The organism is Haladaptatus rarus, from assembly GCF_054177585.1.
Genome location: NZ_JBPEHG010000003.1, coordinates 1 through 23,259, shown reverse-complemented (window position 1 = coordinate 23,259; position 23,259 = coordinate 1). Strand labels below are relative to the sequence as shown.

Sequence of the window (23,259 nt, the reverse complement as noted above, 5' to 3'; positions counted from 1 at the left end):
TAACTGATAGTGGAAACGCGAAGACAACGTTCCGGCGACGAATTCTTTCAATCGAACGGACACAACAGCTAAGTATGTTATCGACTCGTTTTTCGATATATGATCGGCCGCGTTTTGGATCGAGCGAAACGGGGAGACATCCCCGATAGATATGCACTCGGTCGGCAGCTCAGTCGTCTCTACTACTCGCTACAGACAGACGGCCAGTACAACGACGGAATCGATGTGTTCGGCGAGGACTGGGACAACCTCGTCATCCTCGATGCCTGTCGCTACGACACGTTTGCCGCCAGAGCAGGGCGGTTAGACGGAACCCTCGAATCGCGCATCTCCCGTGGAAGTATGACCCGCGAGTGGGTTCGGGCCAACTTCACCGGGCGCGAGCTACACGACGTGGTCTACGTCACCGCGAACGGCAACTACGTCCACATCCGGGACGACATCGAGTCCGAACTACACGCCCACATCGGCGTCTGGCAGGACGAGTATCGGGAGGGGGAGGAAAACACCATCGCGCGACCGGAGACGCTGACCGAGGCCGCACTCGACGCGGCAGAGAAGTATCCGGACAAGCGACTCCTCATTCACTACGTCCAGCCACACTACCCGTTCATCGGCCCGCTCGGTCGAGAACACTTCGATGCGACGGACGAACTCCACGAGATAGGCGAGAAGTACGGCCTCCAAAACGGACTGGTTCGGCGAGCCTACGAGGAGAACCTCGACCTCGTCCTGGACGAAGTCGAGACGCTCCTGACCGAACTACAGGGGAAGACGGTTATCTCTGCCGACCACGGCGAACTCCTCGGCGAGCGCATGTTCCCGACGCCGATCCGCACCTACGGTCATCCGGACGGCGTCTACATGGACGAACTCGTGAAGGTTCCCTGGTTCGTCACGCAGAACGGCGAGCGGAAGACGATCCGGTCGGAACCGCCCGAGGAGGTCGAGGAATACGAGGATTCCGCCGTCGAACAGCAGCTCCGCGACCTCGGCTACACGATGTAAGCAGTGATGTGAAGTCCAGAATTGGCGAAACGAGCAGGTAAACACACCGAGAAGACGATTCGCTAACAAGAGGACTGGAAAACCGAATCACCTTTCTGCCCCGCACGACCCCGCTTTGACATGGCCGACCGCACTCTCCTGATCGCGCTCCTCGCCGGAATCCTCCAAGGTGTCTTCGAGTGGCTTCCCATCTCCAGCGAAGGGAACATTACCCTCTTTCTGACCGCCACCGGAACCGCCCCCGAGGCGGCACTGCGATTCTCGCTGTTCTTGCACGCCGGAACCGCCATCGCCGCAGCGGGATACTATCGGGGGGAACTCGGGGCTGTCCTCCGGGAATTACCACATTGGCGGCCCGCCTCGGCCTTCGATGGTGACTGCGCCGATCTCACGTTTTTCGCCGTCGCCACTGTGGCCTCGGGCGTCGTCGGCCTTCTTGCGTATTTCACGCTCGATGCGGTCGTCACCGAACTCGCCGGTGGCGGCTTCGTCGCGCTCATCGGCGTTTTGCTGATCGGCACCGGCGTCCTCCTCCGGACAGTAAATAGTCTCGACATGGGTGGCCGTGACTCCCCCGACCTCGTCGACGCCGTGCTCGTCGGGGCGATGCAGGGGTTGGCCATCCTCCCTGGCGTCTCGCGTTCCGGAACGACCGCAAGTGCACTCCTCTTTCGTGGACACGACGGTCCGAACGCGTTCCGACTGTCATTTCTCCTCAGTATCCCTGCCGCCGCCGGGGCGGGTGTGCTGGTCGTCCTGGAAACCGGCGGGCTTCCGGCCGTCGAACCCGACTCGGCGCTCGTAGCACTCGCGGCCAGTGCATTCGTGGGGTACTTGACGATAGACGCACTGATGCGGGTCGTCGAGCGCGTCTCCTTTTGGGCTGTCTGCGTCGGTCTCGGTTCGTTGGCGGTAGTCGGCGGGGTCGCCCTGCTCGTCGTCTGATTCGGGTCACGACGCCGGTTTCGTCCCTGGCGAAGGTTTCGACCCCCCGACTATTATGTCCCAAGTATTCCAGCACACTTATTTACAACATTGTCATCACATAACGTATGACTGCAGCGATCCGGTTTCGCGAAGATGGCGACTGTGTTACCTTCCAACCCTGGCTTCGAAAGCTGAAACAGCGCGGAAGCAATATCCTCGTCACCGGAAACGTTCCGGATACCGTATCGGCTCGGGCCGCGCGAACTCTCTTCGGACGTGTCCACCGCAGATATCGCATCCTGGCCCTCATCGACCGGACGATTCACGATCCCGAAACTCGCCTTCCGGACTACGCATCAGTCGAGGATTCAACGACGTGGCTCATCGACCAACGACACGGCGAACGGTCGGTTCCCGCTGCGGCGACGGCAGTTACGTCCTATCTCAACCCACCGCAGAAAAACGATATCCATCAACTCCGCGACGAGATTCAGACCGCGATTAGCTTCTTCGAAGATCATGATGGTGGACTGGAACCCGCAGAGTTGCGTGTCGGCGTCGACTCTCTGTTTCCGTTCGTCCAACGTGAGATGGCGGCAACCAAGCGGGCGCTGCGAACCATCACCGCCACCGTCCGCGGCGTTCACGGGATGGCACACTACCACCTCCGCGTTTCCGACGACGACGACGTCGTAGACGAGCTCGACCCACTGTTCGACGCGCGCATCGAACTCAGGAAGCGACCGGGGTTGAAGCCCGAACAGCGCTGGCACGCGCCTGAACTCGACGTGACGACAGTGTGGGTAGAACTATAAGCCTGACAGAAATAGAGCGAACGAGCAATGGAGTTCGACACACTCGACCGGCGTCCGGGACTCGCCATCTTCGACCCCATCGAAAACGCCCGGTTCGAACTCTATACCTCCGAATCCATCACGCTGAAGTCGACGACGACGGCCGATTTCTACTTCCCTGTCGATACTGGGGTTCAGTTCGACGCTGCGGTTATCGAGATTCCGAAACTCGTCTCGACGATCGTGAGAACACAGGACGGCACGATGATTACCGACGCGACGACGAGTGGCAACCAGACGCTTTCCAACGGAGCGTACCTGCTCGAACTCAGCAGCACGCCGATGAAACTCTACATCGCCGTCGAAGGGGCACTCGAACTGTGTCCCGGCGAGACGTCCGTTACGGTTCGATTCGACGGCTTCCATCCAGTTCAAATCGGCGCGCGGTCGTTTCACGAGCGCCCGGTCGGGACGATAACCGTCACCGACGACGTCGAGGATGCGATGCGAGCACTCTCGCTGCTCGGGTCGGCATTGAAAACGACCTCTTGCGAGCGATCGTTTCCCACCCTGCGTGGACATCCACCGCTCATCGAGCGTGGTGACGAGTTCACGGTTCCAGACGGTATCGAACGACCGGAGACGGGTGTCGAACTCGTGCTGCCACCCGAACGGGAGTTCGTCTACCCGACAGCGTCGCTCGCATACTACCTCGGCGCGAAACTCGTCGCCGGGGACGACCCTCGACTCGTTGCGAACGAGTTCGAATATCCACTCGACTCGTCGAGTGGATACGAAGCGACGGTCAATCGCGTGCTCCAGCAGGTGCTCTTCCTCGACTGTCTCACTCGGACCGAGGGCTACTACAAGGTCGGACTCCACGAGCGCACGCAGATCGAACCGCTGGTAGACCTCGATTTCACCGACCTGTACGGAAGACCGCTCCCCGAACAACTGGAGGCGTACCTTTCGGTACCGTTCGAGACGCTCGACCCGCACGTTCTGGACTGGCACCTGACAACCGACGTCGTCCCGACCGTCGAGAACCTCCCTGCACTCCCGTACTTCGCCGACGAGCTGTCGCTCCTGCGAACGCCCCGGGACCCGACGCGACACACCTCACAGCCGACACCGGAGATGTTCGACGAGTTCACGCGGTCGGCCCTCGCCGACGGCGATTTCACCCGTGGTGCGAGCGAATCGTGGGCGTGGGACGACGACGAGATGTTCCAGATCGAATCGGCGAACACCATCGAACACGCGTGGGTCGGAAACGGGTATCCAATCGGTGCCAACAAAGTCACGCTGGACTCGCTCCGTCGGGAGGTCGAACGAACGCCACCCGACGACTCGGCGCTAAAGATTCACGTCGTCTGCAACGACCACGAGATGGCCGAGGAGAACGTCGTCAGCGAATTCTACGGTCTCCGCGATTTCATCACCTTCGACGTGTCGATCCACGAGGAGACGACGGCGGCCGACCTAGCCGCGCTGTTCGCGGCCGACGCCGATTTCATCCACTACATCGGCCACGTCGACGAAGACGGATTCCAGTGTGTCGACGGCTATCTCGACGCACGCTCGCTCGACGAGGTGAACGTCGACGCGTTCTTATTGAATGCCTGTCACTCCTACGAGCAGGGCGCGACGCTCATCGAAAAGGGCAGTCGCGGCGGCGTCGTGACGCTGGCGGAGGTCATCAACTCCTCCGCGACGAAAGTCGGTCGCGCACTCGCTCGCCTGCTCAACTCGGGATTCTCACTTCGTGCAGCGCTCTCACTCGCGAAAGACGAAGTCGTCGTCGGAACCGAATACATCACCATTGGAGATGGTGGGTTGACGCTTTGTCAAAGCGACAGTGGTGTTCCGATGATGTATCGAGTCGAACGCGCTGGCGATAAGTTCGTACTCGAACACTGCGCGTTTCCTACGTCGGTCTACAGTCTTGGAACCCTGTGTACGTCAGAAATTGGAGACCCATCAATTCGCTATCTTGGCTCTGGTAAAATGACTGAATTTCAGCTAACTAACGAGGAACTAGATGCTGTTTTGGATTTGGAATTACTCCCCGTCAATATCGATGGCAAACTCTACTGGAGTGACGAACTATCTGCATTTGATTTCTAGCCTTTCACGGCCCGTTTGTCGTACTAGACGCCGCCGCTGCTACATTCCCGGCCTGCATCAACAGGACACAGATGGTGAACAGGACGCCGATCATTCGTGGGTTCTCTGCCAAGTACGCTTGTGCGGTGTTTTCTGACATGCAAATGCTTATTTAATCCATACAAATTTATATATTTCTTAATTTATATTACAATTGTAATTTAGAAACAAACTTGCCACTGCGTGACAAAACCTCGACGGCGACGACTTCTCACTCCATGAACCCGTCGAGAACACCGGCAAGGAGGGATTCGGTGGCAGCGAGCTTCGATTCGAGCGCGTAGTGGAGTTCGGTGACCAACCGTGCCTGCTCGGAGTCGGCGAGCGTGTGGCTCGGCAATCCCCACTCGTCGCATTCCACCTCGTATCGTTTCACGTGGCCGAACTCCAGTAGGAGCGACTTTTGTCGCAGTGGAAGTTAGACCGTGACACGTCTGCCTAGTCGCAGAGTTCGGCGGCGGTGAGCCAGTCGTCGCGTCGCTCGGCGAGGACGGCGAACGGGTCGGTTCGGGCCTCGGAACCGAAGACCTTCGAGAGGGCGGAGGCGAAGTGATTTGCGCACATCGTATCGATTGGTATGACGGTGGTGAAGCGAGTGACATGCTCCCACGACTAAAGTCGTGGGTTTCCCACGCCTGATTGGGCTGGTTTGGGAACTTATATTCACGACCCGACACGCCGATGAGAGTGCCATGCTCCCGGTACTCCTATCTCATCCATGTACATGCGTGAAACGCGCGACGAGATTTGGAGTTACTTGGTTGTTTTACGTCGATCCACCGTCCGTGGGCTTACTTATTTGGTAAGGCAAACACCCAGTCCACTGCCAGTTTTCGGACTAGCAGAATCCGATGGGGATCATCGAATCGAAAAAGAGCGATACGAATGAAGAACACCTAAGACTTTCGAATAGGGCGATAGAACAGATGAGAACGATGGTTCATCCCACGACCAAAATCGTGGGCTTTCTCGCCTGCAATTCGATAAATACCCCACTTCCAATCGTCACCTCTGTTCTTCTAAATGGTCAATATAACATCATCTATTTGAAGGAGAGTGGTTGTAGCCTCGGACGGAGTGAGACGGTCTCGACGGACGGTGGTGTCTCTGACATGGAAATCACCAGTGCAGGTTTTCGAAGGACCTGTACCGGACGAACGTCCAACCGACGGGGTCGTCTCTCTCCACTACTTCCGAGCGGGCCGGACGACATCCTCCTGCCAGTCTACGTCGGTCGCCCACGCTCGATGCCGCCGCCGCTCGACATCGACTCGGTAGTGCTTCGAGCGGTTAACCGTTCGAATCGCGACCGTCGACAGGTTCGCCACCCACGACAAACGACGATGGCTGGTGGTTACCGACCGGAAAATCGCTCGACGGTCGAGAACGCTGAACCGACGGAGGAAAAGGTGTTCGGCGAGTAGCGCCCGCTAATGAAGATCGAGTTCCTCGGCGGGGCGCGCGAGATCGGCCGGAGTGCCATCCTCGTGAACGATGCCCTCTTGCTGGACTACGGGATGGAGACCGGAAACCCACCCCAGTTTCCAGTCGGCGACCCTGACCCCGAGGCCGTCGTCGTCTCACACGGCCACCTCGACCACGTCGGGGCGGTTCCCTCGCTCCTCTCGGGTGACGCCCGACCGCCCATCCACTGGACGCCGCCGACCGACGAATTGACGCTGTTGCTCGCCAGAGATACGCTCAAACTGCACGGCGGGAGCTACGACTGTCCCTTCACGGAAGAGGAGATTCGCCGGGTCTCGCAGGTCTCCCAGACCCACGGCTACCGCGAGTCGTTCGAGGCCGCAGGCCACGAGGTGACCTTCTTCAACGCAGGCCACATCCCCGGAAGCGCCCACGTGCTCGTGGACGACGGCGAGACGCGCTTGCTCTACACCGCCGATTTCCACACCGACGACCAGCAGCTCGTCTCCGGGACGACCGCTCGCCCCGACGCCGACGTCGTCATCACCGAGAGCACGTACAGCGACGTGACGCACGACGACAGAGGCACCATCGAAGCCCGATTCGCCGAGAGCCTGAAGACGACCCTCTGGGAAGGTGGGACGGTGGTCGTCCCGGCCTTCGCCATCGGGCGCACGCAGGAGATGCTGCTGCTCTGCGAGCAACATGACATCCCGTGTTACGTGGATGGAATGGGAACGCAGGTGACTCGATTCCTCCGCCAATACCCGGATTTCGTCCGCGATGCAGACGCGCTCGACCGGGCGAGATCCCACGCCCGATTCGTCACTGGACGAGATGGACAACGAAGGCGGATCGCCGACCAGAATACGGCCATCGTGACGACTTCCGGGATGCTCTCGGGCGGGCCAGCCATGACCTACATCCCGGAGATTCGGTCGAACCCGACGAACAAGATCACGATGACGGGATACCAGGTCGAAGGGACGCCGGGTCGAGAACTGCTCGACGCCGGGAGGGCAGCGATCGATGGCAGAGTGATGCCTGTCAGCGCACAGGTCGAATCGTACGACTTCTCGGCGCACGCCGACAGAGATGGGTTACTGGAATTTTTGGATTCGTATCGTGACGCCGAAGTTCTGGTCAATCATGGCGACCGCTGCGAGGATTTCGCCGAGGAACTGAAAGACGACGGCTATGACGCGAGCGCGCCGGAACTGGTCGACGTAGTCATTTGTGAGTGAGCCACGTCGTCCATCCCGTACCACCAGAAGTCGGGCGCCGTCTGTCTATGAAGAATGGTCGCGCCGCGTGCTACGCGGTTCTACATTCCGTCGCGTACAACGACGAGGTCGAACGGTTCGTTCACCGGTTCGTCGTCCGGTGTGAGATAGCCCGCGGCAAATCCGGTGTAGGCACAGCCAGCCGTCATCTCTACGTCGAACTCCGCGACTGGGTCGCCACAGCCACCCGCATCTGCGGGCCAGACTTGGAGGGTGTAGGATCCACCCGGCACAGCCACGTAATCGCCCGTCTCGCCGTACGCGGCATCTTCGAATAGCGTCATCCCGTTTCCTTTGACCGTCACGTCTACGGCCGGGGCGTCCGGCGCGGCGTGCGCGAGGCGCACTTGCGCCTTGTCGTCCATCGATTTGGCGTCGTCGGCCAGCACCCACGGCTTGAATTCGGTGTCCTCGCCGGTCAGTTCGCCGACTGCCGCGACCGTATAGGCTTTCTTCCTGACCGGGAGGTTCCCTTCGAACGCCACGGTGTCGGGTTTGCTCGCGGCCGTAATCGTGACTTTGCGCTTGCCGACTGGCACATCGAGGTAGTTGCTAATAGCTTTGAACGGCACGTCCGAGAGAACTTTCGAGTCGTCTACGTACACGTCCACGTTGGGAGCGTCTGGCGAGAGGTGGCCGACCCGAATCATGCCGGTGGCCCGCTTCTCGTCGCTCTTGCCCTTGTTCGACTTTTCGTCGTCTTTGGCCACGCCGTCCATGGTGACGACGAGGTCGAACGGTTCGTTCGCCGGTTCGTCGTCCGGTGTGAGATACCCCTCCGCGAAGGCGGTGTAGACGGTGCCCGCTTCGAGGGTCACGTCGAACGTCGCGGCCACGTCACCGTCGTTATCTTCAGTGTCGCCCCGCACTTCCAGCGTGTAGTCACCCGGTTCGACTTCGAGGTAGTCGCTCGCTTCGCCGTAGCTCACGCCGTCGAACAACGTCGTCTCGCCGTCCATGACCGTCACGTCCACGGTCGGAGCGTCCGGCGCGACGTGCGCGAGACGAACTTTCGCCATGCCGTCCGAGACGCTGTCGTCGTCCAGTAGCACCCACGGCTTGAACTCGGTGTCCTCGCTGGTCAGTTCGCCGACTGCCGCGACGGTGTAGGTCTTGGCCTCCACCGGGAGATCCCCGGAGAAGGCGACGGTTTCGGGGTCGCCCGCTGCTGTGACCTCGACACTCCGAGTGCCGGCTGGAACCATCAGATAGTCGCTGATGGCTTTGAACGGTACGTCAGCGAGGACTTTCGTGCCGTCCACGTACACGTCCACGTTCGGCGCGTCCGGCGAGGCGTGTGCCACGCGAACGGCCGCCATCGCTTCGTCGCCGCCATCTTCGTGACCGTCTGCTCCGACGAGGCCGATTACACCAGCACCGCTGAATATAGTTGCCACGCCCGCTACGCCGAGGGTTTTTATGGTATCACGTCGGCTAGTTTGCATCGGTGTCTCCATCTCATAGATAGGCCATTGCTTATAAAGTCAAATCGCCTAACGAGTCAGGGTGGTCGTCCAAAGCAATTGGATTTTACATTCATATAACTTTCCCCGATTATATCGTCGTGTCCGAAAGACAGAACGGGACGATACCCGATTCGTCACCGTGCGAGATGGGCAACGAAAACAGATCGCCGACCGGAACACGGCCATCGTGACGCGTCTGGAATGCTGAGTGGTGGGCTAATAGGATTGTATATTCCGGAAATTCAATCAAATCTGGTAAGCAAGATTACGATGATTGGCTACCAAGTCGAGAGCTCTTAGATGCTGGCCGTGCAGCAATCAACGGGCGGGTGATGCCGGTGAGCGCACAGGTAGAGTTATATGACTTTTCGGCCCACTCCGACCGCTCTGGCATTGCTCGATTCGTATCGAGACTCAAAGATTCTCGTGAATCACGGTGATCGATGTTAGTCGTTCGCCGAAGAACTACAAGAAGACGGTTACGAGGCGAGTGCCGCCGAACTTGGGGAAGCAGTTGCCGACGAGTGAACGTCCACAAAGCTGGCTTTGTTGAACCCCTTCCCGACAAACATGACGAGTGAGTAGTTTCGGTATCGATGGATGCTCTCCCGAAGTCACGCCTCCTCCGATTCGTCAAACGCGCTGTCGTGCTGACCCGCCGTACTGTTGTACGGTTCTCGACTTACTATTCGCGGAAGCGATTCACGCTCCGACAACACGTTGTCCTGCTCTGTCTGAAAGTGAAGAAGAGAACCACGTGCCGCGACCTCGTTGACGAACTCATCGAGATGCTCCGCATCCGTCACGCTCTTGACCTCAATTCGCTCTCCGCTCTATTGATACTCTGTAAGGCATTCGACCGTCTGGAGATGGCCGTCTGGCGTATCCTGTTGAGCGTCTCACTCGCTACCCTTCCACTGAAGGGCATCACTGGTATCGATGCGTCCGGATTCGAGCGGGCCCACGCATTGGCTCTAAACGAAGAGAACGAATCTCACGAAAGAACAGTTTAAGACGACGCTATTAGTCGATACAGCAACCAACGCAGTTCTCGATATTCACGTAACGACGACACGGAAGCACGACACACAAATCGCCCCACAGGTGGTGAAACGCAACGTGGAGCCATCACCGTGCTGGCGGGCGACAAGGGGTATGACGACCAGAAATTTCGGCGGTTCGCTCGCAAACACGACGTTCGCCCGCTCATCAAGCACTACGAATTTACTTCACTCCAAAAGCGTGAAATGCACAACTGAATAGCGATCCCTACCATCGGCGGAACATGAACGAGACAGCCAACGCGGCAATCAAACAGAAAATCGAAGTGTTCGTGCGGTCACGCGCCTGGCGGAAGCAGTTCCGCGAACTCGTCATAAAATGCGTCGCTCACAACATCGCAAGGGCTCTTGCAGCCTCTGAGAACGATAGCGAATCACCGTGACACGGACAGGTATAGGCTGCTGAAGAGAGATGGTGACCGTTTCACATCCATCCATCGGAGCGTTCGTCCCGATGCTTGTCGATCAGTTCAAGCAGGGGCTGTAACTCCTCAAACGTGGGGCCTTTGCGCACGACGTTGTGATCCTGATTCCACTCGATAACGTCGGACTCAGCCAGCTTCGGGAGGTCGTTGTGCATCAATCTGATTGTGACCTCCGTTTCATCGGCAGTGGCCGCCGTGGTATCCTGCTGGATGAGGTAGGTGACGAGTTCGTCGATAGTTGCCGTGACGGACGCGGAATCGGCGAAGTAGTACAGCAGGTGACGCCGCCACTGGTCGGCCAAGAGGTCGAGACACGTGTCGAGTGAGGGCGATGGTGGATGCCCCCCGGACTGCTCTGTGCCAGTGAATCGAGTCATGGGAAACCTCCGTCGAGTAGTCGGGTTACATGCCATTTCGTGCACTGTCGTGCCGAGAATTCTCTGTATGCCATATGATATCGTTTGTCACTGCATATTTTACAATTAAATATAAATAAATATTTTGGTTGTGGTCTGACATCATAAGTGCAGAATGAGGTATTCTCGTACTGCCGTCACATCCGTCTCGACCGAGTCGATGCAATGTTTTACGGAGTGGGCGGTGATCCACCTCGACTAAGCACGGAACGAAACGCCCCCTTCTCACCGCAAGTGTCTTTTCTTCTCCTATTTCAAATGAAATCTGTCAGTTACGTAGGTGAAAGTGGCGATCGTGGTTCGCCTTGTCTTTGGAAGTCAGTACCATTATTATACCCGCTCTCCACATCTCCACGTGAAGTGTGATGATGTGGGAGAGGACAACACCGAAGTGTCCCGATGGGGGGAAATCCGAATCCATGAAGTCGTCGTGGAAGCACTCGAAGACCACGACGGCATTGAGCTCGATTCGGGTGAGTGGACACTCTATGATTGTATCGATCCCGATTCCCTCGACGACCTGTTCGCCCATGAGGGGACCACGATTTCGTCAGTCGAGTTCACGGTGAAAGGGGCGACTGTCACTGTCTGGCAAAACGGCGAGATCCATGTGAAAGTAGATTGACATCCTCATACGACTAAAGTCGTGGGATACCCCGAAGGGGAATTAATATCCTCTTCGAGGAACCCTCGCCCTTCAGAGCTGTCTCTTGCCTATAAGTCTGCGACAGTCCAGAGCGGCGTATGGGACGCTTTCAGCGCCGATTTGAGATGTGATCGAGCCGGCAGAGAGAGAACACGAGACGGAGATCGGCCATGGGGTTGCTTGAATCGACGCGCGCTCACAGCTGGTATCGCTTCTCTCAGCAGGGAATACCGACGACGACCGGTGCTCTCGGCTTCTCTCGCCGACGAATGCATCCCACACTACCGGCTCAACTTGTGGGTAAGAGACAGCCCTTCAGAGCGGGGAGGATGTCAAGCGTCGGACGCCGGTTCTCGTCGAATGGATGGGTAACGCTCCGAATTGTGGAAGTGTATCACTCCGAAATCTCGTAGCGAGCGAAGTCAGTCGAACTACAGGCCGGACAGACCGTCGTCCATGGATCAATGGACGTCCCGCAGTGGCGACACTCGATAATCACCTCGATGTGGGAACGCCGTAGGGCATCGAACGAGAAGACAGGAAGCTGTTCGCCGAACTCGTCTCCTGAAGACGCTACCTGCGCCCCACGACCTGACGCAAAACATACATTCCACAGTAGCGAGCGAGCGAGAGTCCGAACGCACCGGCGGGTTTCAACTGGGGACGTTTAGCGAACGACCGTGCAAGGAACACGAGCGACGTCCGGTACTCGCCGTCGAAGTAACAGTGTCGACCGTGGTGGTAGTACGCTCGTGCCAAAAATCGCTTCGAGAATCGCGCGAGCACTGGAAACAGTTCGAGTGCCTGTTCGTGGAACCGTTCTTTCGCCCGTAACTTCTGCTGGTAGTCCTCGGTCGCTGAGAAACCGTCGTCGTGTTTTTCGACGTGGGTGAGCACATCGTTCACGAAGCAGTACCCGCCATCATGCGCGACTTCGAGCGCGAATAGATGGTCTTCCAGTCGGTAGAACGATTCGTCGAATCGGGCGTCCGTCTGCTCCGTATCGACGAGCATTGACGAGGTGAAACTGGTGACGGTGCCGAGGAACACATTCGCAGCGAACTCGATCGCCGTTTCTGCGGCCACGTCGGCCACGGTTCCGTCGGAACGCTCGGTCGCCGTCAGACAGAGAGCCGCGCTCGCGTCCCGGAGCACCGTCAGTTGTGTTTCGAGCTTCTCTGGTTTCCAGTAATCGTCGGCGTCGAGAAACGCGACGAAGCGGTTGCTCGACCGGTCGAGACCCTGATTGCGCGCCCATGCGACGTCCCGTTGTCCGTCGTCGGTGACGACGATGGGTTCCGCAGGAACCGTCTGCGACCGCACAGACTCGACTGCTCGGTCGCGCAACTGCTCCGGGGTGTGCGCAGGGCTGTACGGGATGACCACGTCGACCGGTTCGTCAGTCATGGGCAGGTTGAGTTCTTCGGGGGCGATCGTCGGTTATCTCCTGGTCGTGATTCGCGTACACCTCGGGTAATCGCTCGTTCGACACGAAGCCGTAGAACTCGACGATGTCTTCGACGCTGAATCTCGCGGCCTGCTCGCGCATCCATTCTTCGCGTGGGCCGGTGCCGACGACGGAGAGCATGCCCGGCAACGACGACCTTACAGCGAAAGCGTCGTAGCGACAGACGTCGAGGATGACGAGGTTGTCCCAATCCTCGTCGAAGATATCGACGGCACCGTCGTTGCCGACCAATCGACGGAGGAGATAGAGGTTCACCTCGGTTCCGATGCGCCCCGGATGACCGAGTGCATCGACGATTTGCGAGGACGCATACATTACTTCTGTCCATTCGAGTATCGAGCATAAGAATAGTGGCCCCAGACGATTCGAATCCGAGGCGCGAAGTGCCGAGAGTAATCTTTTACCGGCGGTTTAGGAGAACGCCCCGGGGCTTGACCCCGAGGCGATTCACCGGCGTCGTGGTGGGTGGCAGTACATAAAGACGGAGTATCGTGTACAGCGAGAGTTCCTCCGGCAAGGGTTCTCCGTATCGAGTCTTCTTCGTGAATCTCCTCGTTCGGACGGTCGTTCGACTGCTTCCCACCGAGATTCGTGCAGGCGTGTGCTCACAATTTCCCAGGGAAGATATCGACCGCCAGTGAGAGCAGTGACCAGGCAGGGTGCCTGCGTGAACAGCAGGTAATCGTCCTAGAACGGCAGCTGTGATGACCTTGGAGTCTCGTCGTCACCGTCATCGCCGTCCTCATCATTTTCGTCGTCAGTCCAATCCGCCAGCCCCGGTGGGTGCGTCGGGGAGGTCGACGGATTCGACGGGAATGTCGAGTTCTTCGAGCGCGGCTTCGAGGTGCTCTTCTTTGGCGTAGTCGGCACCCGCTTCGACGCGCTTCTGTTGGGCGAGTGCGAGCACTTCGGCGCGCCTGTCGTCGGGGATGTCGAACTTGTCGGTCGTCAGCTCGATGACGAGACCGTTGTGGTCGCTGGTGTATAGCGAGTAGAAGATACTCCGGTCGAACTCGTTGTACCCGTGGCCGTGCGCTTCGAGCCCCTCACGAACGTCGGCCATGCGTTCCGGGTCGAACCGGAACGCGAGGTGGTGAACCCCGCCGATTCCGGTTCGTTGCCGGGCAGGGTTCGACTGTCGCCCTTCTTCGACGAAGAACGTGATGATGCGACCGTCGCCCGTGTCGAAAAAGAGGTGTGTGACGTTCGGCGCGTCGAGATTCGGCTGACGCAGAACGAGGGGCATGCCGAGTACGTCGCGGTAGAATTCGATGGTGTCCTCCTCGTTGCTCCCGATGAGCGTGATATGGTCGGTGCCGGTGACGTGAAACGGACTGTCGGGTCGGTCAGCTGTGATCGGTGGGTCGAAAGATGTGTCGTCGGGCATGGAATCGTTTCGCGGTTCGTCTCGGACGAAGTTATACGCTCGTGGACAGCGATGACACCACGTTACATCGATGTCAGGTGATATCGGCCTCCGTCCAGATCGATCTTGATGGCACTGTCTAGATAGGGAAAACCAAGCGACAGCGGTAAGATGGAGGGGATTTTATGCACTGTTCGTAGTAACTGATTTTTGAGGGTGAGATCGGCTGCACCGTGAGAAGACTGAATTCAATTGCTTCGCCGAAAACCTCGTCATAATGAGACGAGAGGGATTCGTTAACCACTCACGGGAGAGACGTTGAAACGCCACTCTACACCAGAATCGCTTAACTAGACAGTACCATCTTGATGATCGTCAGAGATATTCGACCAGTTCTCGAATCTCGGAGTCGAGTCGTTCGAAGGCGTCGTTTCGGCTACTGTCGGCGTCCTTAGTCGCTTTCTTGACGTAGGTTCGATCTTCGAAGTCGAAGACTGCGGATTCGTCAAGTCCGCGCTCTTCGGCGAACTGCTTGAGTTTCTTGGTATCAAAACTCATCGCCTCGCGGGGGTCGATACCGGCCCGTTCCAGTTCGGAATGGACGACACCCTCGTCTTTCAGGTTCCGACGTCGACTGGTGTACCGTCGAACCGAGCCGAAGTCAGCAGGTACCTCGCTGTCGTCCTGCAAGCGGTCGGCCAGCACGTCGCGAACCTGCTTTCTCGCGTCGTTGGCACCGCGATACACGTCGGACAACAACGCATAGAGGTTCACCAGTCGGGACGTGTCGAGGTCGTCCAACGAGTCGGCGTCGTACCGGCGAACGAGATCGAGCAACAAGAGCGCGTCCCGAGCGAAATCGAGGTCGAGTTCGACCGGCTCGTCGGCGTCGAGATCTCTGTTCGGGGATGACGTCGGTGACGATGACGGAGACGACTGTGGAGTCGATGGAGATGACTGCGGAGCTGACGAAGACGACCGCAAAGGAGACGTGGACGGCTCACCCGTCCCGTCGCGCTGGCGTCGTTTCTCTTCCATCACGAAGTCGCGGGCCCCATCGAAGACGAGGTTCTCCCACGCGTGACGGTCGTCATCCGTTCCGCTGATGTGCGCGGCGACCGCGCGGATGGAATCCTCGTAGTCGCATCCGGCGGCTGGGCAGGTTGTCGGGTCGTAGTCTTCGTCTCGCATGTGTCGGTTTTGGTCCTAGTTGGGGTCGCTGCTCGCACGCCCGACACCATCGGTGACTCGGCTGGTGAGTCGCGGGAACGCCACTCCGGCCACGACCGAAAGCACCACGGCAACCCCGGCGGTCACGACCGGCGAGTGGAACGCGAGGTCTGCCTGCACGCCAGCCTCCGTTACCAGCAGCACCACCGCGTTGTAGTACGCCAGTCTGGCGATCAACGACAGCGGCGTCAGGGATGGCCACTCGGTGGCGAACCGCTCGCCGCGAAGCGTTCCCGTCGTGAGCGTGAGCGACACCCACGCGAACAATGCGACGAACTTCGTCGGCGCATTCGGGACGGCGTCCATCAGCGCGGCGAAGGCGGGCAGCGCGAGAAACGTCACCTCTCCGAGGGCGAAGAACACGTTTTCGATCCACTTCTCGACGCCCTCTTTTCCCTCGCGCTGTTGCAGTTGACGCTCTTCGATCGCGTAGTCCGTGCTGCGACCCGTCACGGCAGGCATTTTCGGCGGCTTCGCATATAAACGTACGGTGGAAGGATGCGAGAACTGTGGAGAATGCGAGAACCGTAAGCATCCGGTATCGCACAGGGTGAATCGGGTAGTACATTTCAGTGCGTTTCAGTAGATTTCAGTACATTAGATCGGTGGAGCGAAAGTCATCAGAACGCCCACAGCCGTTTCCGTGAGCAATCCCTTTTTGCTGTGTCAGACCAATCGTCGGACGATGACCGAAGACCCCGACGAATCGCCCGACGAGCACGATTCCCCAACCGACCGAACCCCACCCGCAGATCGGGAATCACCGGTCGGTGAACCCGTCATCCGTGGCGACAGGTCGATCACGGGCGAGCACGCGGACGAAGCGAAAGCGTTCGACCCGGACGACCCCGAGAGCGTCGAAGAGGCGGCACAGACCGTCCGAGCGTTCGCAGAGGGGAGCGCCGGGAGCGAGGACAACGTCTACATGCTCCGGGGGGCCGCGGCCTGTGCCGCACTCGTCCGCGGCGAAGGGTCGTACAAAGGCGCCGCAGAGCGAGCAGGTGGGGACGCGACGGTGGCCTTCATCCGCAAGTGGGCGCGGGTTCACGACCTGCCGCGGTCGGTTCGCCGCCACGTCGCAGTCGGCCACATCGCGCCGACGGCGGCGAAGCACATCGCACGGGTCGGTGGCGACGCCCGCTTCCAGCTCGCGTGGGCCATCCTCGACGATTCGCTGACCGTCCGAGAGGTTCGCGCGATCGTCAGCGAGATCAACAATGGAGCTCCCGTCGAGCGCGCCCTCCGCAATCACGGTGTCACCCCCGGACGAATGACGCTCACGCTCCCACCTGAGGTGTACCGCGAACTCCGACGTGAGGCCGCGCTCGCGGGCGAGGAACCGGAAGACGTGGTCGTTCGGGCGCTCGAACGCGAGTTCGAGTAGGCGGAATCATTCGACGAGAAACCCGCGCGCCGCGTCGACCAGCACTGCACCTGCCGTCTCTACGTCCGACCAGTGAACCGTCTCGTTCGGGAAGTGCGCCTGCTCGATGGTGCCCGGCCCGAACAGCGCGGTCGGGATTCCGGCGGCGACGTAGTGGCGCGAATCCGCGCCGTAGGTCTCGCCGCGGAGGGCAGTGTCGAGTCCGTGGTCGGCCATCGCCGACTGGAGCGCGCCCACGACAGGTTCGTCTGCATCGGTTTCGGCAGGCTCGAACTGGATGGAGAATCGCTCGAACTCGGGGGGATGCTCGCTGAGCCACTCGCTCTCGGCGACCACGTCCGCGAGTCGTTCTTCGTAGGCTGCTTCGACTTCGGCCACCGTCTCTCCCGGGGCGACGCCGAGACGCAGTTCGGCGGTGAGCGTCGCGGGAACCGAAGACGACCACGTCCCTGCTTCGACGGTACCGACGACGGCGGGCCACGGGATCTCGAACTCGTCGTAGAGAGGATGGGTCACCGACTCGCTTCGTTCGGCTTCGAGTTCGAAGACAGCCTGCCGGATTCGCTCGAAGTGCGGGAGAACGCTCTTCCCGCGCCAGCGCGTGGCCGCGTGCGCGGAGCGACCGGTGAGGTGGAGGCGCTTCATCACACTCCCCTCGGTGGCGACGACTGCCGTGAGATCGGTCGGCTCCGCGACGATGGCCGCGTCGCGCTCGAAGGGGTAAGGATTCGAGAGGGCTGCCGCCGCCGCACCCAGTCCGCCCTCTTCCTCGCCGACGACGCTCTCGACGACGATCCTGCCGTTCAGTTCTCCGCCATCGATCGCGGCACCGCCCGCGGCATGGTCTTCCTCGAGGTGTTTCGCCGCGAACACACAGGCCGCCAACCCGGATTTCATGTCCGCCGCGCCGCGGGCCGTGAGGTCGTCGCCGTCCCACGTCGGTTCGAAGGGGTCGGTGTCCCACGATTCGCGGGTCACCGGCACGACGTCCATGTGGCCGTTCAGGACGAGCGTCGGGCCAGCGTCTGGGTCGCCGAACTCCAGCACCCCTGCGACGCTCGGGCGCTCGGCGAGCGTCGGCCCGGCAGCACTGGCTTCGGTGTGTTCGATATCGGCAGGGTCGTCGGGAAACGAGGGGTGATCGGCCAACTGCTGGGCGTCGGCGGTCCACTCGTAGGTCTCGAATCCCAACTCGGTGAGTCGGTCGGCGAGCCATCCCTGTGCGGGGCCTTCCTGCCCTCCGGTCGTGTCGAATGCGAGGAGTCGTTCGGTGAACTCGCGCAATTCGTCGCCCTGTGCGTCGGCGAACTCGGTCATGATTCGACAGTGGGGGTGGGAATGGTAAACCTTGCTGACATCGAAATCCCGGTCAGGTTCCGGGACGGAATGGTAAACGTTTAACCGTCACCACCCGCAAGAGCAGTTGAGGGCTGGTAGCTCAGTTAGGCAGAGCGTCTGGCTTTTAACCAGACGGCCAGGGGTTCAAATCCCTTCCAGCCCGCTTCTGCGAGGAACGAAGGAGACGAGCGAAGCGGCACGAAGGGATTTGAATTAGACGAGAGGCACGCCCGCGCAGTGAGCGACTATAAGGAGCGAACGAGCAGGAACCGCTTGGCGTGGTTCATAATCCCTTCCAGCCCACTTCTGCGAACAACTCGGCGAGCACCGCGAAGCGTGTGCTCGCTGAACCGCACCCCGTGTCAAATGATACCTCGCGTCTCCAATGATTTAACCGTGTCCGCACCAAAGAAGACACGTGAGTGAAGAAACAGAGCGTCGAAACCTTCGGATGCCCAATAGTGACGAGATGTTCGGTGTCGTAACCCAACACAATGGCGGGAACCACGTCCGCGTTCGCTGTGAAGACGGCGAGAACCGGATGGGCCGCATTCCTGGCCGGATGAAATACCGAACCTGGATCAACGAGGGGGACGTCGTCCTCGTCGAACCCTGGGACTGGCAGGACGAGAAAGCCAACATCGAGTGGCGCTACACCGGACAAGACGCCGACCAGCTTCGACGCGAAGGCCACATTCAGTAAGCCCAGCTTCGCCGGAAACGGCGCGAGCGTCGAAAAATCGATTTGTACCGAGATCGACGTCCAGAGACATCTATTTGCTATCGATCAGTACGACCGAGTAGCCACTGTGTGCGACAGCCACCGCGTTCGACAGCCACCACGCGCGGCAGTCGCCCGTGCGGTAATCACCTGGTGCGGCAGCCACCGTCGTTCAGTAGCCATTATAAGTTAGCCGAACACAGAACACGGATATGAACCGCTACGTCTCGGATTCACTCGAACCGCTCGGAATCGCTATCGGCGCATTCCTCGTCCTCGTCGGAATCGCAACGCTCGTCGGAATGCCGTGGTCGCACAAATCCGGCAGCGCCGTGCTCGCACTCGGGCAGATAGTCGGCGCGCTCGCTGCGGTCGGTATCGGCGGCGCTCTGGCGTGGCTCGCACGAACGTAAAAGTAGTTTTTCGGTTATCCCTTGAACGGCATGTAGGCGAACATCGCCAACAGTGCCGCCGCAAGGAAGCTGAGGATGGAGACGCCCCAGAGACCTGCGATGCGCTCGTTGAAGTGTCCGATCTCCTGCTTCTGCTCGTTGTAGCCTTTCACGTCCTGCGACAGGAGGACTTTACCACCCTCACTGTGCGCCACGAACGTCTTGTTGTTCGGGCCGAGATCGACCGTTCCACCGTCGGAGATGGATGTTTCCGTCGTCTTCGGGCCCTTCCACTGGAGCATCACCGACTCCTTCGTGATGTTCGAGACCGTCGTGGAGTTGTTCTGGTACTGGAAGTCGTTGCCTTTTCTGAGAGTTCGAGTCTCGGGTTGGCCGAACTGCTGGCGTTTGTACTGCTCGACCGGAACGAGCGATTTGTTGCCGCCGCTCTCGTTGACCACGACGTAGGTCTGGCCGCTCTGTTGGACCGTCTGCGTGCCATTGCTCAGGTTCTGCACCTCACGAAGCGTCGCCTTATTCGGGTTCGACTGGTTCGGGATGAGGAGGCGGAACGTCTTGTTGCCGCGCTCGACCGTGGAGTTGTTCTGCAACTCCGCCGAATAGGTGGCGGACTTCTGTGTCCACGCGACCTTCGCCGAGCCATCGCTCAGAGAGGTGACGTTGTACTGTCGCCCGTCGACGCTGAGCTTCTGTCCCTGCTTGGAGAGGGTCTTATCTGGGTTCTCGACCGAAACCGTCGGTTCCTGAGCGACTCCGATGAGTGAGTACGCTCCGGCAGCGATAACGAGAAAGACGGCGATGTAAATGCCCGCTGCTCGTCCTTGCATATCCTAGCCCCAGTTCGCGTGGGGTATAATGGTTACTTTTTGCCGATAGCAGGACACCCGCTTTCTTCACACGGGGAGATGAACGCTAGGTATGAGATTCGGCGTTATCAGCACCGCGAACATCGGCACGAAAGTGGTCGTCCCCGCGATTCGAGATGCAGGGCACGACGTCGTCGCTATCGCGTCACGGGACGAGGCGCGCGCCGAAGACGTCGCAGATCGACTCGAAATTCCCCGGGCGTACGGCCACTACGAGGAGTTGTTCGAAGACGAATCCGTGGACGCGGTGTACAATCCACTTCCGAACGCACTGCACGCCGAGTGGACGAAACGCGCCGCCGACCACGGACTCCACGTTCTCTGTGAGAAACCGCTTGCAGTCGATGCCGACGAAGCCCGCGAGATGGGGACGTACTGCGACCGACAGGGAGTCACCCTTATGGAGGCGTTCATGTACCGCTACCATCCTCGGACGCGGCGGGCCGTCGAGATCGCAACCGAACTGGACGTGCGCTCCGTGAAAGCCACCTTCCAGTTCCCGATGCGCGACACGGAGAACGTGCGCCTCGACCCATCGCTCGCGGGAGGGAGCTTGATGGATGTCGGGTGCTACGCGGTCACCGCGGCGCGCCTGTTCCTCGGCGAACCCGAACGAGTGTACGCGACGACGGCAGATACGATGGACAGTGGCGTCGATACCGAACTGACGGCGATACTCGAATACAAAGACGGTGCGACAGCCGAGCTGTCCTCGGGATTCACGACGATGGATACGCAATCCTACCGCGTCGAAGCGACGGAGGGGTGGCTCGAAGCCCCGGAAGCGTTCGTCCCACGAGGGGATGCGGGAACCGAACTCAAATACGCGATCGACGGCCGCCAGGTCACGGAACAGTTCGATCCGGTGAACCAGTACGCGCTCGAGGTCGAGCACTTCGTCGATTGCGTCGAATCCGATACGCGACCGGACACGGACGCCGACGAAGCAGTGCGAACGATGACCGTCATCGACGCGCTGTACAAGAGTGCTCGTGAGGGGCGACCCGTCTCGCTCTAGCGTGTCGAAACGAAGACGACGACGCTCCACGCCAGTGCGACTACACCCGCAGCGAACAACAGTGGACGATACCCGGTGGCTACCGCGAGCCCCGCGAACAGCACCGGGCCGGTCGCCCGACCGAGGAACGTCGTACTGTTGCGGATACTCAGCGCACCCGCGCGAAATTTCGGCAAGACGAGGCCGCTGATAGCCGCGTCTACTGACGGCATGCTCAGGCCGACACCAGCACCGATGAACATCACACTGAGTCCGACCAGAAGGACGGTCGGAGCGAGCCAGATGCCGAACAGACCGATGGCGTAGGAGACGAACCCCAGCGTGACGATAGCACCGTTCGAGAGATACCGGGCGAATCGACCATTCTGTGCGGCGGCGCCGACCGACACCCCTTCCGCGACGGTCACGACGAGACCGATGAGTACCGGCGAGAGTGCGAACTGCTCGGTGAGCAGAAAGGGAAGTGCGGTGAACACCGATCCGAACAGCAGCACCTCGGTGAAGAACGCCGAGCCGTAAAAGGTGGCCGTGCGTCGCCCCGTGAGCGCGGAGAGTGCCCCTCTAACGTACGCGAGGCTCCGAGATTCGCGCTCGCTTATCGGTTCGTCGAGCAATAGCAGGGCGAACAGGGCAACCGGGAGTCCCGCGAGATAGGCCAGAAACGGAGCGTTCCACGAGTAGCCGACGAGTACGCCGCCGACGAGCGGGTAGAGTGCCGCACCTGCCGACAGCACCGCCGTGTTCATACCGAGGACTGCGTTTCGCTGGACACCGTCGAATACGTCTCCAATGAGTGTGACGGTTGTGATGAAGATGCCAGCGGCAGCGGTTCCCTGGACGAGACGGATCACCAGCAGGGTCGTGAAATCGGGTGACAGCGCGAGGGCACCCCCACCGAGGCTGAACACGAACAGGGATGGGATGAGGACGTGTCGTCTGCCGAGTCGGTCGGCCAGGATACCGATGAACGGGGAGAGGACGATGCCCGTCAGAAAGTACACCGAGATGAGCAGGCTCGCCTGTGCGTCGGTGATCCCGAACGTATTGCGGATGACCGGGAGTGCAGGGCTGACGAGCGGGACACCCAACGGGGCCAGCGCCGTGCTGGCGAGCACGACCCGAACCGTCGTCGACCGCCACGGAACGGTCGCCCGAGTGCGTTCGTCTGCGGTCGTCATGCCAGCTTACTCGATGGGAACGAGGATATATCCACGTTCGAGGTTCAACAGCCGCAAAATGGAATCATCTTCGACAGAGCGGGGAACCAATAAGGCATCACTGCTCTCGACGATACAGTCTCGTCTGTGTGGTCAGCACCGTGGTCTGCAAGGTCGTCGATGCGGCCAAGGAAAGTTACACCTCGATACTCGTTCTTGGATGGAAACACCAGAATCGACAACTAACCGTCAGAAACTCTCGTCGATAGTGTCGTATTGTGGAAGGATGGTGTGAGCGGTGTATTACTGTGAGTACTACGAGATCGTCGAGGAGTGTCAGTCGTCAGTTACAACTTCGAACGTAGATACTGATCGTTCGAATCCGCTTCGGAACGTACGGAAACGTCTCTTCGAGAAGTAGTGATGAAAAGCCAAGGGCCGGATTTGAACCGGCGATGGGCGGCTCTGCAGGCCGCTGCGTTCGGCCGGACTCTGCCACCTTGGCGCAGATTGCTCTTTGGGTTCGGTTGCTTTAAATATAGCGATGTAGGGGACATCGCCGTAAATAGAGAAACCCCACGCGGAGCGAATGCTCTACGTGGGGTTCAGGTATGAATGGAGGCGGCGAATCGGATTTCCCAGAGGCTCGCGCACTCCAGTACTGACCGAAACGCAGGCAGG

At 59.6% G+C, this 23,259-nt stretch carries 24 protein-coding genes, 2 tRNA genes and 2 pseudogenes; 14 read left to right on the top strand and 14 right to left on the bottom strand.

From position 1 onward, the window contains the following. Positions 1-99 precede the first annotated feature (99 nt). From ACR3FE_RS08990 to ACR3FE_RS08975, 4 genes are all read left to right on the top strand, one after another. Positions 100-1,008 carry an alkaline phosphatase family protein gene (locus tag ACR3FE_RS08990; RefSeq protein WP_458206770.1) on the top strand — a complete coding sequence of 303 codons (909 nt, stop codon included), beginning with the start codon at positions 100-102 and terminating at the stop codon, positions 1,006-1,008. Between the two features lie 120 nt (positions 1,009-1,128). Next, complete coding sequence (locus ACR3FE_RS08985; protein WP_458206769.1) at positions 1,129-1,953, top strand: undecaprenyl-diphosphate phosphatase; 825 nt, start codon at positions 1,129-1,131, stop codon at positions 1,951-1,953. A 107-nt stretch (positions 1,954-2,060) separates the two neighbouring features. Next, complete coding sequence (locus tag ACR3FE_RS08980; RefSeq protein WP_458206768.1) at positions 2,061-2,750, top strand: DUF7504 family protein; 690 nt, start codon at positions 2,061-2,063, stop codon at positions 2,748-2,750. Between the two features lie 27 nt (positions 2,751-2,777). Then, the gene (locus ACR3FE_RS08975) at positions 2,778-4,856 is read left to right on the top strand and encodes a hypothetical protein (RefSeq protein ID WP_458206767.1); all 2,079 of its coding nucleotides are present in this window, start codon (positions 2,778-2,780) and stop codon (positions 4,854-4,856) included. 4 nt (positions 4,857-4,860) lie between these two features. Here the strand turns inward: ACR3FE_RS08975 and ACR3FE_RS08970 are convergent, their stop codons facing one another. From ACR3FE_RS08970 to ACR3FE_RS08960, 3 genes are all read right to left on the bottom strand, one after another. Further along, the gene (locus ACR3FE_RS08970) at positions 4,861-4,995 is read right to left on the bottom strand and encodes a DUF7503 family protein (RefSeq protein WP_458206766.1); all 135 of its coding nucleotides are present in this window, start codon (positions 4,993-4,995) and stop codon (positions 4,861-4,863) included. A 111-nt stretch (positions 4,996-5,106) separates the two neighbouring features. Further along, positions 5,107-5,271, bottom strand: coding sequence for a hypothetical protein (locus ACR3FE_RS08965; protein WP_458206765.1), 165 nt, complete (start codon positions 5,269-5,271; stop codon positions 5,107-5,109). A 62-nt stretch (positions 5,272-5,333) separates the two neighbouring features. Continuing rightward, on the bottom strand, positions 5,334-5,459 hold the full coding sequence (locus tag ACR3FE_RS08960) for a hypothetical protein (protein ID WP_458206764.1): 126 nt from the start codon (positions 5,457-5,459) through the stop codon (positions 5,334-5,336). A 548-nt stretch (positions 5,460-6,007) separates the two neighbouring features. Here ACR3FE_RS08960 and ACR3FE_RS08955 point away from each other — a divergent pair. Further along, positions 6,008-6,319, top strand: a complete 312-nt coding sequence (locus ACR3FE_RS08955; protein ID WP_458206763.1) for a hypothetical protein — start codon at positions 6,008-6,010, stop codon at positions 6,317-6,319. A 9-nt stretch (positions 6,320-6,328) separates the two neighbouring features. Then, positions 6,329-7,564 carry an MBL fold metallo-hydrolase gene (locus ACR3FE_RS08950; protein ID WP_458206762.1) on the top strand — a complete coding sequence of 412 codons (1,236 nt, stop codon included), beginning with the start codon at positions 6,329-6,331 and terminating at the stop codon, positions 7,562-7,564. A gap of 80 nt (positions 7,565-7,644) precedes the next feature. Here the strand turns inward: ACR3FE_RS08950 and ACR3FE_RS08945 are convergent, their stop codons facing one another. Continuing rightward, on the bottom strand, positions 7,645-9,048 hold the full coding sequence (locus ACR3FE_RS08945; RefSeq protein ID WP_458206761.1) for a DUF4397 domain-containing protein: 1,404 nt from the start codon (positions 9,046-9,048) through the stop codon (positions 7,645-7,647). A 142-nt stretch (positions 9,049-9,190) separates the two neighbouring features. On the opposite strand from ACR3FE_RS08945, the pseudogene ACR3FE_RS08940 reads away from it, so the two are divergent. Both ACR3FE_RS08940 and ACR3FE_RS08935 read left to right on the top strand, forming a co-directional pair. After that, positions 9,191-9,597: pseudogene (locus ACR3FE_RS08940) on the top strand (MBL fold metallo-hydrolase RNA specificity domain-containing protein); the annotation flags it as partial. A gap of 68 nt (positions 9,598-9,665) precedes the next feature. Further along, positions 9,666-10,513 (top strand): annotated as a pseudogene (locus tag ACR3FE_RS08935) (IS5 family transposase). Between the two features lie 41 nt (positions 10,514-10,554). Here the strand turns inward: ACR3FE_RS08935 and ACR3FE_RS08930 are convergent. Beyond that, positions 10,555-10,932, bottom strand: coding sequence for a DUF7344 domain-containing protein (locus ACR3FE_RS08930; protein ID WP_458206760.1), 378 nt, complete (start codon positions 10,930-10,932; stop codon positions 10,555-10,557). 394 nt (positions 10,933-11,326) lie between these two features. Here ACR3FE_RS08930 and ACR3FE_RS08925 point away from each other — a divergent pair, with 394 nt between their 5' ends. Next, positions 11,327-11,596 (top strand): HalOD1 output domain-containing protein, encoded by a 270-nt coding sequence (locus ACR3FE_RS08925; protein ID WP_458206759.1) that lies wholly within the window; start codon positions 11,327-11,329, stop codon positions 11,594-11,596. A gap of 594 nt (positions 11,597-12,190) precedes the next feature. Here ACR3FE_RS08925 and ACR3FE_RS08920 read toward each other — a convergent pair. The 5 genes from ACR3FE_RS08920 to ACR3FE_RS08900 all read right to left on the bottom strand — a co-directional run bounded on the left by ACR3FE_RS08920 (position 12,191) and on the right by ACR3FE_RS08900 (position 16,134). Continuing rightward, entirely contained in the window at positions 12,191-13,024 is an 834-nt protein-coding gene (locus ACR3FE_RS08920) for a glycosyltransferase family 2 protein (RefSeq protein WP_458206758.1), read from the bottom strand. After that, positions 13,017-13,400, bottom strand: a complete 384-nt coding sequence (locus tag ACR3FE_RS08915) for a hypothetical protein (protein WP_458206757.1) — start codon at positions 13,398-13,400, stop codon at positions 13,017-13,019. The genes ACR3FE_RS08920 and ACR3FE_RS08915 overlap by 8 nt, the downstream gene beginning before the upstream one ends. A 442-nt stretch (positions 13,401-13,842) precedes the next feature. Further along, positions 13,843-14,472, bottom strand: a complete 630-nt coding sequence (locus ACR3FE_RS08910) for a VOC family protein (RefSeq protein WP_458206756.1) — start codon at positions 14,470-14,472, stop codon at positions 13,843-13,845. A gap of 354 nt (positions 14,473-14,826) precedes the next feature. Continuing rightward, the gene (locus tag ACR3FE_RS08905; RefSeq protein WP_458206755.1) at positions 14,827-15,642 is read right to left on the bottom strand and encodes a DUF7983 family protein; all 816 of its coding nucleotides are present in this window, start codon (positions 15,640-15,642) and stop codon (positions 14,827-14,829) included. 15 nt (positions 15,643-15,657) lie between these two features. Continuing rightward, positions 15,658-16,134: a DUF8215 family protein gene (locus ACR3FE_RS08900; protein WP_458206754.1), complete on the bottom strand. Its 477-nt coding sequence runs from the start codon at positions 16,132-16,134 to the stop codon at positions 15,658-15,660. Between the two features lie 232 nt (positions 16,135-16,366). On the opposite strand from ACR3FE_RS08900, the gene ACR3FE_RS08895 reads away from it, so the two are divergent. Then, complete coding sequence (locus tag ACR3FE_RS08895; protein ID WP_458206753.1) at positions 16,367-17,065, top strand: DUF7119 family protein; 699 nt, start codon at positions 16,367-16,369, stop codon at positions 17,063-17,065. 6 nt (positions 17,066-17,071) lie between these two features. Here ACR3FE_RS08895 and ACR3FE_RS08890 read toward each other — a convergent pair whose 3' ends face one another. After that, complete coding sequence (locus ACR3FE_RS08890; RefSeq protein WP_458206752.1) at positions 17,072-18,382, bottom strand: M20/M25/M40 family metallo-hydrolase; 1,311 nt, start codon at positions 18,380-18,382, stop codon at positions 17,072-17,074. Positions 18,383-18,492: 110 nt separating this feature from the next. Here ACR3FE_RS08890 and ACR3FE_RS08885 point away from each other — a divergent pair. The 3 genes from ACR3FE_RS08885 (at position 18,493) to ACR3FE_RS08875 (ending at position 19,537) form a co-directional block, all read left to right on the top strand. After that, a tRNA-Lys gene (locus ACR3FE_RS08885) sits at positions 18,493-18,566 on the top strand. A gap of 255 nt (positions 18,567-18,821) precedes the next feature. Next, a complete protein-coding gene (gene eif1A, locus ACR3FE_RS08880; RefSeq protein ID WP_458206751.1) occupies positions 18,822-19,106 on the top strand; it encodes a translation initiation factor eIF-1A in 285 nt (94 codons plus the stop codon). 230 nt (positions 19,107-19,336) lie between these two features. Continuing rightward, on the top strand, positions 19,337-19,537 hold the full coding sequence (locus tag ACR3FE_RS08875; RefSeq protein WP_458206750.1) for a DUF8123 family protein: 201 nt from the start codon (positions 19,337-19,339) through the stop codon (positions 19,535-19,537). 14 nt (positions 19,538-19,551) lie between these two features. Here ACR3FE_RS08875 and ACR3FE_RS08870 read toward each other — a convergent pair whose 3' ends face one another. Then, entirely contained in the window at positions 19,552-20,364 is an 813-nt protein-coding gene (locus ACR3FE_RS08870; RefSeq protein ID WP_458206749.1) for a hypothetical protein, read from the bottom strand. A 91-nt stretch (positions 20,365-20,455) separates the two neighbouring features. Between ACR3FE_RS08870 and ACR3FE_RS08865 the strand changes: the two genes are divergently transcribed. Further along, entirely contained in the window at positions 20,456-21,421 is a 966-nt protein-coding gene (locus ACR3FE_RS08865) for a Gfo/Idh/MocA family protein (protein WP_458206748.1), read from the top strand. Here the strand turns inward: ACR3FE_RS08865 and ACR3FE_RS08860 are convergent. Further along, positions 21,418-22,599: an MFS transporter gene (locus ACR3FE_RS08860; protein ID WP_458206747.1), complete on the bottom strand. Its 1,182-nt coding sequence runs from the start codon at positions 22,597-22,599 to the stop codon at positions 21,418-21,420. The genes ACR3FE_RS08865 and ACR3FE_RS08860 overlap by 4 nt on opposite strands. Positions 22,600-23,007: 408 nt before the next feature. Next, a tRNA-Cys gene (locus ACR3FE_RS08855) sits at positions 23,008-23,083 on the bottom strand. Positions 23,084-23,259: the final 176 nt, after the last annotated feature.